This is a genomic window from Pseudomonas sp. GP01-A4, from assembly GCF_058780865.1.
In genome coordinates, this window is sequence record NZ_JBYSWF010000032.1 from 63,918 (window position 1) to 74,873 (window position 10,956).

8 protein-coding genes and 1 pseudogene are annotated in these 10,956 nt (G+C 57.9%); 6 read left to right on the top strand and 3 right to left on the bottom strand.

Annotated features, from left to right (window positions below; translation table 11 throughout):
- Positions 1-10 precede the first annotated feature (10 nt).
- A complete protein-coding gene (locus AC3WKX_RS18860; RefSeq protein ID WP_102604870.1) occupies positions 11-1,975 on the bottom strand; it encodes a flavin monoamine oxidase family protein in 1,965 nt (654 codons plus the stop codon).
- A 233-nt stretch (positions 1,976-2,208) separates the two neighbouring features.
- Between AC3WKX_RS18860 and AC3WKX_RS18865 the strand changes: the two genes are divergently transcribed.
- The 6 genes from AC3WKX_RS18865 (at position 2,209) to AC3WKX_RS18890 (ending at position 9,587) form a co-directional block, all read left to right on the top strand.
- Positions 2,209-2,550: an FKBP-type peptidyl-prolyl cis-trans isomerase gene (locus AC3WKX_RS18865; RefSeq protein ID WP_003211564.1), complete on the top strand. Its 342-nt coding sequence runs from the start codon at positions 2,209-2,211 to the stop codon at positions 2,548-2,550.
- A gap of 12 nt (positions 2,551-2,562) precedes the next feature.
- Complete coding sequence (locus tag AC3WKX_RS18870) at positions 2,563-3,165, top strand: GNAT family N-acetyltransferase (protein ID WP_102604871.1); 603 nt, start codon at positions 2,563-2,565, stop codon at positions 3,163-3,165.
- 581 nt (positions 3,166-3,746) lie between these two features.
- Complete coding sequence (locus tag AC3WKX_RS18875) at positions 3,747-4,463, top strand: MgtC/SapB family protein (protein WP_003211562.1); 717 nt, start codon at positions 3,747-3,749, stop codon at positions 4,461-4,463.
- A 293-nt stretch (positions 4,464-4,756) separates the two neighbouring features.
- Entirely contained in the window at positions 4,757-5,383 is a 627-nt protein-coding gene (locus tag AC3WKX_RS18880; RefSeq protein WP_003211560.1) for a response regulator transcription factor, read from the top strand.
- A 1-nt stretch (position 5,384) separates the two neighbouring features.
- Positions 5,385-9,020 (top strand): transporter substrate-binding domain-containing protein, encoded by a 3,636-nt coding sequence (locus AC3WKX_RS18885; RefSeq protein ID WP_102604872.1) that lies wholly within the window; start codon positions 5,385-5,387, stop codon positions 9,018-9,020.
- A gap of 135 nt (positions 9,021-9,155) precedes the next feature.
- Entirely contained in the window at positions 9,156-9,587 is a 432-nt protein-coding gene (locus AC3WKX_RS18890; RefSeq protein ID WP_003211555.1) for an ANTAR domain-containing protein, read from the top strand.
- On the opposite strand, the gene dkgB is transcribed toward AC3WKX_RS18890, so the two are convergent.
- Positions 9,584-10,387 carry a 2,5-didehydrogluconate reductase DkgB gene (gene dkgB / locus AC3WKX_RS18895; protein ID WP_008435855.1) on the bottom strand — a complete coding sequence of 268 codons (804 nt, stop codon included), beginning with the start codon at positions 10,385-10,387 and terminating at the stop codon, positions 9,584-9,586. The two genes, AC3WKX_RS18890 and dkgB, sit on opposite strands and share 4 nt — an antisense overlap.
- Positions 10,388-10,680: 293 nt before the next feature.
- A pseudogene (locus tag AC3WKX_RS18900) lies at positions 10,681-10,956 on the bottom strand (hypothetical protein); the annotation flags it as partial.

A 10,956-nucleotide genomic window follows, 5' to 3' on the forward strand; every position in this document is an offset into this window, starting at 1 on the left:
CATGGTGTGTTTATTTTGCTGGAGGTGAATACTCTGTTTTGTATTCTGGATAGTCTTGCATTGAGAATCCTCCATTGAAGAGGGCGCCAGTTCTATTGCAGATATTTATGACGGTATCTATTGCGCCCCTGAAACAAGGCTCTGTCCATCCGGCATCTACTGAAAAAGATTCGCCGCAGAGGTGAAGTCCAGACTTGAATGAGTAGTCCTTATTGTATTTCATTAAGCTGACAGCCTCATAGTAGGTCCCTGGTCTGTACAGTTTTGCGCATCCCAATGAGTTTTGGTCATTCATCCAGCGTTGCACGATGGCCTGCTCGTGGCCGATGTATGGAGAGATTTTTTCTTGGATGTTAGTGGATTTAACCAGGATTCTATCCAGCTCTTCTATGCACTTGGTTATTAACTCTTTGTCACTTAGTGAAGATAATTTTGTTGCGTCATCTTCCCAGGTGTAGCTCAAGAGTATGCAGTCGTAGGTGTGATGCTCGTTATAGCGATAGGTATATACATCATGTATGAAACTGTCGGTAACGATGGCTTGCGGGATCTTCGTGTTTTTGGACAGGAAGGTTTTTTTTAACGGGGCGTACACTTTGCAGCTGGTTTCCCAGTGAGCAGTTTTATAGGCATTTATCGTGTCGTAAGGGAGCATCTCTTCATCGAAACCCTCAAGCAGTATTTGTGTTTCGATTATCCAGGAGGGGAGCGTGATGATGACCGAGTCGAAGTCGGCATGGCAGACTTCAGTTTTTTTGGGGTTACTAGCATTCCAATGATAATAAACGCGCGTTTTCCCATTTCTCAGCTTTTCCAGTTTTTTTACTGGAGAGTCAGTCAGTAATCCATCCGTCTTCTTGAGGCTGAGGTCATACACGGAGTCGCTTATTTCAGGAGTACTCATAAAGAGCAGACATTCTGCCAAGGCCCCGAGACCTTTGTAGCTGGGCTTATTAAACTCTAGTCCCCGAGAGTCAAAAACGGCCGGACTTCTCAGGTGCGGCGAGTCGACTGCCTCGCCATCCAGTTTGACCCGGCCATGAATTAGCTGGAGGTGACTGCTGAAACCAAAAATCGCAGTCCGCAGGGGATAAAGCGAGCAAATGTCATAAAATGCTCCCCAACTGCCATCGCCTATTCCAATTGCATAGAACACAGCCGACTCTTGCGTCGTCATGCCCATGCCACCGAAGTCACCGGGGCGTTCCTTGTGCCAAGACTCAATAACCGGCATTTTCACTAAATCCCTAAACGAGATACTTTCGTACTTTTCAACTACTCTGGCCCAAAATAATTCCCATTGCTCGCTTCCGTATAATTCCGCAACTTTCTGAGTCATACGGTTCGCAAAGTTTTGCCATTTTGCAGACACTGCACTCAGGGTCTCGCCAGGTGGAGGCGTTATACCATCTTTGTTTTTCCAGATCAGCATGGTGGGCTGACTACTATTATCTATACTCCCTTCGCGTAAGTAGATCCCGGTTGATGTGACCCACGGGCTTCCCGGATTTGGGAAGTTTGAATGAACAAGATCAAACGCTTTGGTGTAATAGGCCATCATGGATCGGCCTTCAGTGGGGTTTTCATCAGATCGATTAAAAAAGGGCATACGCATCGCGCCCATTTCAAAGGGCGGTCGTCCTGTATTGTTGGAGCGCTGTCCACCAAGAACGGTAAGGTGTCTGCCTCCGATTCTTTTGGATTTCTCGATCAGGGATATGTCTTTAAAGCCGCAGCGATACAGTTCTCTTGCTGCAGTAAGGCCTGTGATGCCTGCCCCGATGATACATATTTTGTGGTCCAAATGAGGCGCCTTTGCAATTCCGCCTTTTTGCTCCACTAAGGCTCGATAATCGAAGCATAAGTCTGGTGGGCCAGGAAAACGGCCCCGCCATTTATTTCTGGTAGATCTCTTTTCTCTGGAAGCGCGGGCAGCAATATCAGCCGGGTAGTTGAAGTCTGATCCTATGGTCATACAAGTCATCCTTGATGTTCTATGTTTCTGGATAGTTAGGCTGCTCGTTGTATCGAAGAAGATAAATAGGTGGTTTGTATTTTTTTACGTACGTTTTCGTGATTTTTTGTAGGTTGGTGCATTCGAACTGGCAGGCTATTGGAGAAAACGAGGTATGTGGGCTTGCCAAATGCGTTTGACTCTGGGAAAACGCCCATTTGGCGCGATCCGCGCATTACACAAAACGAGAAAAAATGAGCACCGAACTGGAAATCACCGACATCCGCCTCGGCGACGGCAAAACCGTGGTCAAAGGCGCCCTGATCACCACGCAATACACCGGCACTCTGGAAGACGGCACGGTGTTCGACTCCTCATGGGAACGCGGCAAGCCGTTTCAATGCGTGATCGGCACCGGTCGCGTCATCAAGGGCTGGGACCAGGGGCTGATGGGCATGAAAGTTGGCGGCATTCGCACGTTGTTCGTGCCGGCGCACCTGGCCTACGGCGAGCGCTCGATGGGGGCGCATATCACGCCCAACAGTAATTTGCGGTTTGAGATTGAGTTGCTGGAAGTACTGACGCGGGATGATTGAGGGGCGGTGAACATGGATGTTGTTGAAGCAGGGGAGTTGCCGCGCAGTTCGATAGCGGGCATTCGGGTGGTTGAGCTGACCCTTGAGGATGAAGCCGAGTTGCAGCGCTTTTTCGAAGCAGCCCCGGAATATTTTCTCGCGGTCAACGGTGAGCCAGCCTCACCCACGGAGGCGCGAGATGAGTTGACTCTTCAACTGCCTGGTACCTGGAGCTACACGCGGATGTATTGGATTGGCTACCGCAATGCCGAAGGGCAGTTGGTTGCGGTGGTGAATGTGGCGTCGGATCTGTTGGCGGTCGGGGTTTGGCATATCGGGTTGCTGTTGGTGGCCACGCCGTTGCATGGCAGCGGTTTTGCGCGGCAGTTGCATGCCGATTTCCAGGATTGGGTAGTGAGCCTGGGCGCACGCTGGTTGCGGCTGACGCTGGTGGTGGGGAACGTCAAGGCTGAGCGGTTCTGGCCCCGGCTTGGGTATGTTCAGGTGCGGACTCGGGATGGCATCGAGATGGGGCCGCAGGTGAATCGGGTTTCCATTCAGGTGAAGGCGTTGGCGGGTGGGGCGATCAATGAGTATTTGGCGCTGGTGGAGCGTGATCGACCGTCTTCTGCGTAGCAGCTGTCGAGCCTGGGAGAGGCTGCGTTCGGCGACTCGGTGGAGTGTCTGGCTTGATGATCGCAGTGTGGCCGACGCAGCCTCGCTTGGGCTCGACAGCTGCTACGGGGGGGATAGCTGCGCAGTGGTGCGTACCTGAACCCTCCCTGAAGAACCTGCCCAAACCCATCGGATAAATTTTCCTACGGTTTACTCTCATTAATTCGGAGCGTAAGCTTCGCGCGTTTTCATCAATAGCGGAGACCCTCAGTGGGTACTTGTTCGAGTGACAGTCGTCGGCCGGTCTCGATAACCGGCACATACTTGGCAAGATAACGCGCATTTTTCCGATGCCGTTGTCTCGCCCAGAAGCGAGAAGCGGCATTTCGATGGCGGCCAGTCCTGGCCCGATTCCGAATTCCCTCTCATCGACGCTTAACAGTACGTGATGCCTTGCATCGCGGTACTGCGGACGCGCCTGTCGTTTGCGACGGGCGGGCCTGTCCTGTCGTGCCCGTGACTCAATCACGGCCCAGGATGGTCGTACCTGGCCGAAGGTTTCCTCGCGTAAGTTTGGCTGGTAATAAATAGGGAAGACGCCTATGCAAGCAATCAACAACATCAACCTCAACTCGCTGATCGACACGCTGGTCAGCCTCACCGCGGCCTTCATTCTCGGTGGCCTGATCGGGTTTGAGCGTCAGTACCGCCAGCGCACGGCGGGGCTGCGCACCAACGTGCTGGTGGCGGTGGGAGCGGCGATTTTCGTCGACATGGCCAACCGCCTGGGCGGCGCCGAAGGGGCGGTGCGGGTCGTGGCCTATGTGGTCTCGGGCATCGGTTTTCTCGGTGCCGGTGTGATCATGCGTGAAGAAGGCAACGTGCGCGGCCTGAATACTGCGGCCACGCTCTGGGCGTCGGCGGCGGTGGGTGCCTGTGCCGGTGCCGACCTGATCCTCGAAGCGCTGCTCGGTACGCTGTTTGTGCTGGCGGCCAACACGCTGCTGCGCCCGATCGTCAATAACATCAACCGCCAGCCACTGGACGTGGTGTCGGCCGAGGTGACCAACATTCTGTATGTGGTGGCCCGGCGTACCCAGCAGAAGGCGGTATTGGCCTTGCTCGAAGCCGAACTTGCTCGCTGCAACTACCCGGCCAGTGATGTGGACGTACGTCCCTTTGGTCCTGAAGAGGTGGAAATCGAGGCGACGCTGGCCGTGACCTCGGTAGACGGTGACGAACTGGATGCGCTGGTGGCCCGTATTTCCACTTCAGCCCTCGTGGTGCAAGCGTTCTGGAGTCCGAGTACCACCGACTAGGCCGCCTTGGCGCCCCCGGGACCGGCTCTTTACTATGCTTATGGTGAGGAAAAGTCCTACATACAGCTGGGACTATCCCTTCAGTTGTTACGCCGTTCCATTGGTAAGGTTGCGCGCTTGCGACTAGCCAGGCACGCAGGTGCCGCCTACCTAGGGTTATGCGCTGTTCAAATGGAGGGACCCGACTGCTGCTTGTAGGACTGTTCAGTTCCGTTCGTCGGAACTGTCATTTCTCACAGGTAGATAGGTCCCGTGTGATGTGTAACGGTACTGAATCCTCCCAGGGGAGCCTTATGAGCAAAGCTTTAATCGTGGATGACCATCCATTTATCCGCGCAACCGTCCGCTATCTGCTGAAGCAGGAAGGCTTCGACACGATCTTCGAGGCCGGCAACGGCGCCGATGCCATGCAGATTGCCCGGGAGGAACGCCCCGAACTGATCATCCTCGACCTGGCGATGCCGAAGCTGGGTGGCCTGGAGGTGATCAGCCGGATCAAGGCGCTGGGCCTGCCGTGCAAGATCCTGGTGCTGACGTCCTACCTGGCGGTGTTTTTTTCCACCCGCTGCATGCGTGCCGGCGCGATGGGGTTTGTCGCCAAGACCGGCGAGCTGGATGAGCTGCAAAAAGCGATCAAGGCCGTGATGTCCAACTACAGCTGCTTTCCGAGCCTGCCCACCAGCTCGGTGCGCCGCGACGATTTGCAATCCACCGAGCAGGACCTGGTGGCAGAGCTTTCCGACCGCGAGCTGACCGTACTGCAGAAGCTGGCGCTGGGGTTGGGTAACAAGGAAATTGCCGAGGACATGTTGCTCAGCCACAAGACCATCAGCACTTATAAAACCCGACTGAAGGAGAAGCTGCGGATGTCGTCGGTGGTGCATTTGTCCAAGTTCGCCCAGCGCAATCATCTGATCTGAAATGATCAATTTTCGGGTCTTGTGGCTCAGCGCAAGTGTGCTGCTGGGCGCGCTCTGCACACAAGGCCTGGCGCTTGGCGAGCCACGCACCCTGTATCTGTTGGGGCATTCAGTCATTGAAACGCCCGCCGTACGGCTGCATGAAACGCAGTGGAGCTGGCTGCGCGAACGGCGCCGGTTGTTGATGGGGATCTCTGGGCCCGACTACGCACCATTCGAGTTGAGCACCAGCGATGAACTCGAGGGGATTACGGCGGATTACGCGTCGCTGATCGCCGATGCGCTGAACATCACGATAGAAGTGCGCCGCTACGACAATCGCGATGAAGTCATCACCGCGCTCAAGCGTGGCGAGGTGGATTTTGTGGGATCTGCCAACGGCTACGAGGCGGCAGACCCGCAGTTGGTACTCTCGCGCTCCTATGCCATGGATCAACCGACCCTGGTCACCCGCACGGGTGACAGCCAGGGCCTGAGCAGCGACCTGGCCGATAAACGTGTGGCGATGTTTTATCACTACATGCAGCCTGACGCGGTGCAGGCGTTTTACCCCAATGCCCGGATCCAGCTGTTCCCTTCAACCTTCGAGGCCATCGGCGCGGTTGCGTTCGGCCATGCAGATGTTTACCTCGGCGATGCAATCAGCACCAACTACCTGATCAACAGGAACCACCTGAACAACGTCCGCATGGCCGACTTCTCGTCACTTGAGGTCAATCCCTTCGCGTTTGCATTTTCCCGGGACAACGCGCGCTTGCTGCCGATCATCAACGCGGCACTGGCGGTGATCCCGGTCAGCGAGCAGATGGAAATCCTGCGGCGCTGGAGTGCCGGCAACCTTGGGTTCCTGGGGCCGGACCGGTTGCGCTTGAGTGCCAGTGAACAGCGTTGGCTGGACAAGAACCCGAGGATCAAGGTCGCGGTACTCGACAAGTTCCTGCCGGTTTCATTTATCGACAAGCAGGGCGCGTTCGAAGGGTTGAGCGCCGAGGTGCTGGCCCGCATCAGCTTGCGCACGGGATTGAAGTTTGACTTCATTCCCGGCACCTCGATGCTCCGGCAAATCGACAGGGTCAACACCGGTGGTGCAGACATGATCGCGGTGGTCACCCCCAGCGTCGAGCGCACGGACAAGGTACGCATTACCCGGCCTTACCTGACCAATCCGTTTGTGTTGGTCAGTCGCATTGATGACGGCAGCCCCCTTACCCTGGAAGACATGGCCGGCAAGCGCCTGGCGCTGATTGGCAGCAATAGCCTGCAGGAGGGCATCGCCCAGGACTATCCGAGCATCAAGTTCGTGGACGTCGAGAACCCCGAGCACGGCATGGAGCTGGTGGCCGATGGCGGTGCCGATGCCGCCGTCAATACCTTGATCAGCGCCCGCTACATGATTGCCCGCGAGTACCGTGACCGGTTGCGGATCACCAGCACGGTCGGGTCCGAGCCGGCCCGCATAGCCTTTGGCGTCAACCGCAGCCAACTGGAGTTGTATTCGATCCTCGACAAGGCGCTGCTGAGTATTACGCCCCAGGAAATGGACGAATTGGCTGGCCACTGGCGTAGCGAGGTATTGGTTGAAGACAGCTACTGGGCGCGGCACCGCAATGCGATTATTCAAGGTTTCAGCCTGGCGGCGCTGCTGTTGCTGATCACCCTCGGCTGGGCGATTTATCTGCGTCAGCTGATACGCAAGCGCGTCGAGGCCGAACGGGCACTGAGTGATCAGATGCGCTTTATGGGCGTGCTGATCGACGGCACGCCCCATCCGATTTATGTGCGTGATCGCCTGGGCCGGCTGATGGCGTGCAATAGCGCTTACCTTGATGTGTTCGGTTTCAAGCTGGAGGACGTGACCGGTAAAACCGTGGTCGAGACCGACACCGGCAATCGCCCCCAGGCCGAGTCTTTTCATCAGGATTACCTGCGCTTGATGGAGCGGGGCGAGCCACAGATCCAGGACCGCGTGCTCAAGGTGCCGGGCGGTGCGGTCCTGACCATCTACCACTGGATGCTGCCGTACCGCGACGGTAATGAGCAGGTGGTGGGCATGATCGCCGGCTGGGTGGATGTCAGCGAAAGGCAGCAACTGCTCGGCCAGTTGCAGGAGGCCAAGGAGGATGCCGACGCGGCCAACCGCGCCAAGACCACGTTTCTCGCGACCATGAGCCATGAAATCCGCACGCCCATGAACGCCGTGATCGGCATGATCGAACTGGCCCTGAAAGCCGCCGAGCAGAACCGGGCCGACCGCGATGCGCTGGAGGTGGCCGCTGATGCGTCACGGGGCATGCTGGAATTGATCGGCGATATCCTCGATATCGCGCGTATAGAATCGGGCCACCTGTCCCTGACCCTCGAGCCTTCGAACCTGCACGAGTTGCTGGCGTCGGTGGCGCGGGTTTTCGAGGGGCTGGCGCGGGCCAGGGGCCTGGTACTGCAGGTGGAGCTCGACCCGCTGATTGATCGGTACGTGCTGGTGGACCCGATGCGCTTCAAGCAAGTGGTGTCGAACCTTTTGAGCAACGCGATCAAGTTCACCCCTCACGGCCGGGTGCGGCTTGGCGCGTCCGGCTCGTCGGCGATTGCCAGCGGCTACTTGAACCTCAGGCTGTGGGTGGAAGACACCGGCATTGGCATCAGTGTCGAAGACCAGAAGCGCCTGTTCAACCCGTTTATCCAGGGCAGCAACACTGCGCAATCGGCGCGCAGCGGTTCGGGCCTGGGCCTGGTCATCAGCCGCAACCTGTGCGAGATGATGGGGGGACAATTGCAATTGAGCAGCCTGCTGGGGCAGGGCACTCGGGTGGATGTCACCCTGGAGCTGGCAGTCGCCGACACCACGCTGATGCCGCCCGTACCGGTTGCCGTGGAAACTCCGCCGGCCCACGCGCTGAACATTCTGGTGGTGGATGACTACCCGGCCAACCGGCTGCTGCTGGCCCGGCAACTGAGCTTCCTGGGACACCGGATCACCACCGCCGAAGATGGCGTCGAGGGGCTTGAGTTGTGGCTGTCCGGGCATTTTGACGGGGTGATTACCGACTGCAATATGCCGTTCAAGGACGGTTATGAGTTGGCGCGGGATATCCGCACCCTTGAGGGCGAGCGTGGCCTGGCGCCGTGCCTGTTGCTGGGGTTTACCGCCAACGCCCAGCCCGAGGAAGCCGAGCGCTGCCGGCAGGCGGGCATGGATGGCTGCCTGTTCAAACCCACCGGGCTTGAGGATTTGCATGCGGCCCTGGCGCGGCGCACGGCCACACCTTCGGTGGCGCCCGGCACCACGGATGAACTGGCGGCAGACTTTGACTTGAGTCACCTTGAGAAACTGACCGGCGGGGATATCGACGCGGTGAAGGAGCTGCTGGCGCCCTTGCTCGACAGCCTCGAGGCAGACCATGGGCAGCTGGTGAACCTGCAACGCAAGGCAGACTTTGCCGGCCTGCATGACCTGGCCCATCGCACCAAGGGCGGGGCAAAGATGGTCAAGGCCCATGCACTGATGGTTTGCTGCGAGGTATTGGAAAGCGTTTGTGAACGTCAGGCCCGCGACGAATTGGCCAGTGCCGTCGATGGCATGGATGAAGCGCTCGCGCACCTGCACCACGCGCTGTCGGGGTATTGCAATCAGACTTGACCGGTGCGGAGGGGTATTGAGCTGTTTGGGACAACTCCTACGTGAAGGTGGAACAAGCCTTATTTAGTCTTCGGAATATGTCTGGAAAATAGTGCGTCCAGTCCTTCACGAGCGCTTCTTGCTCAGGTGTTCGCCATGCCAAACAAAGCACTGACCCTCCTGATCGCCGATGAACAGCATCTGCAACGACTGTACATCGAAAAAATGCTCAACCAACTGGGCTATTACCGCATCGTTCCGGTGCAGACCTTCGAAGAAGTGCGGATCCTCACGGCGATTCCGGCCAGGCCGTTCGATGTGCTGATCATCAACGCCGGGCTGGCAGACAGCGACGGCGGGGTGCTGGCCTTCCAGGAACAGCACCCGCAGATTCGCCATGTGCTGGTCTACGATATCCGCGAACTGGGCACGCCGGCCGCCGCACCGACCCTGCTGGTGCGCCTGCCGGGTACCCCGGACAGCATCAACCTTGAACACTTCATGGACATCATCGACCCGCCGTCAGCCACCGACGGGTTGCGGGTGTTGCCGTGGCTGCGGGAGTTGTCCGGCAGCCCTGCGGCTTAGTCCCAGTTCGGCGCGATGCCTTTGGGGCTGGTCAGCCGATGGCCACGCTCCAGGGCGGCGATCTGCGTCATGTCAGCGTCACTCAGGGTCAGGTCCAGAGCCTTGAGGTTGCTGGCCAGGTTGGCGCGCTTGGTCGACGACGGGATCACCGCGTAGCCCAGTTGCATGGCCCACGCCAGGGTCACTTGCGCCGGGGTTGCCTGATGACGTTCGGCGATCTGCTGGATCACCGGGTCCTTCAGCACTTCGCCGTAGGCCAGGGTCATGTAGGAAGTGATCTGGATGCCATGGGCCTTGGCAAACTCCGCCACGGTGCGGTTTTGCAGGTACGGGTGCAGTTCCACCTGGTTGGTCGCGATGTGCTCGGCACCGACGGCGGCAATTGCCTGCTTCATCAGGTCGACGGTGAAGTTGGAAATACCGATCTGGCGGGTCAGGCCCTGGCGCTTGGCTTCCAGCAACTGGCCCATGAACTCGGCGACCGGTACCTGGTCTTCCGGCGATGGCCAGTGGATCAGGGTCAGGTCCAGGTAGTCGGTCTGGAGTTTGCGCAGGCTTTCCTTGAGGCTGGGAATCAGCTGGCCTTCGGCGAAGTTGGCGATCCAGATCTTGCTGGTGATGAACAGCTCGTCCCGTGGGATGCCGCTGTCGGCGATGGCCTGGCCGACGTCGGCTTCGTTTTCGTAGATTTGTGCGGTGTCGATGACGCGATAGCCCAGCTCCAGGCCGGTGCTGACGGAGTCGATGACGACCTGGCCTTGCAGGCGGAACGTGCCGAGGCCGAATGCGGGAATGGACATGAGTGACTCCTGAAGTGATGTGAACAATGGAGTCGAGTATCGGCCGCTCGTTCCTTCGGAAAAACCGCTGAATCCGAAAAGGACTCTTTACCAAAAGTCATGAGTGGCCGGTGGGTGGCCACACGATATCCCTCGAGAGCGGTCTTACCGGGTAGATGCGGGGGGCTGTCGGACATTTCGGGCGTCGCTTGATAAGGGGCGCCTCTTTTAACCAGCAGGAGCTAGCGCAAGGACCAAATGCTCAAGGCCTTACAGCACCGAGAAACCTTGAGCAGCGGTCTGAACAGTCGAGTTCAGGGTGAACCGTCCTTGAGGGTCTGGAAGGCTTTTACGCGCTTGACCAGGCTTTTCTTGCTGGCCGAATCGGCACTGTTGAACAGGAACGAAAAGTCCGAGGCCAGGGTCGAGCTGCCGGCGATGGTCGCGTACTGGTGACAGGCATTGCAGTTATCGCCCTGGACGTAGGTCTCCAGGGTGGTGTTGGCTACCGGTACGTTGCCCTGGCTGATAAATGGCCCGTAGGACAGCGGCACTTGCGCACTGACACCCGGTTCCGGCTGGGTGGGCGG

Bases quoted from the DNA above. Each gene is read 5' to 3' on its own strand.
- AC3WKX_RS18870 (WP_102604871.1), top strand. From the start codon at position 2,563: ATGGATGTTGTTGAAGCAGGGGAGTTGCCGCGCAGTTCGATAGCGGGC.
- AC3WKX_RS18875 (WP_003211562.1), top strand. From the start codon at position 3,747: ATGCAAGCAATCAACAACATCAACCTCAACTCGCTGATCGACACGCTG.
- AC3WKX_RS18885 (WP_102604872.1), top strand. From the start codon at position 5,385: ATGATCAATTTTCGGGTCTTGTGGCTCAGCGCAAGTGTGCTGCTGGGC.
- dkgB (WP_008435855.1), bottom strand. From the start codon at position 10,387: ATGTCCATTCCCGCATTCGGCCTCGGCACGTTCCGCCTGCAAGGCCAG.
- AC3WKX_RS18865 (WP_003211564.1), top strand. From the start codon at position 2,209: ATGAGCACCGAACTGGAAATCACCGACATCCGCCTCGGCGACGGCAAA.
- AC3WKX_RS18880 (WP_003211560.1), top strand. From the start codon at position 4,757: ATGAGCAAAGCTTTAATCGTGGATGACCATCCATTTATCCGCGCAACC.
- AC3WKX_RS18890 (WP_003211555.1), top strand. From the start codon at position 9,156: ATGCCAAACAAAGCACTGACCCTCCTGATCGCCGATGAACAGCATCTG.
- AC3WKX_RS18860 (WP_102604870.1), bottom strand. From the start codon at position 1,975: ATGACCATAGGATCAGACTTCAACTACCCGGCTGATATTGCTGCCCGC.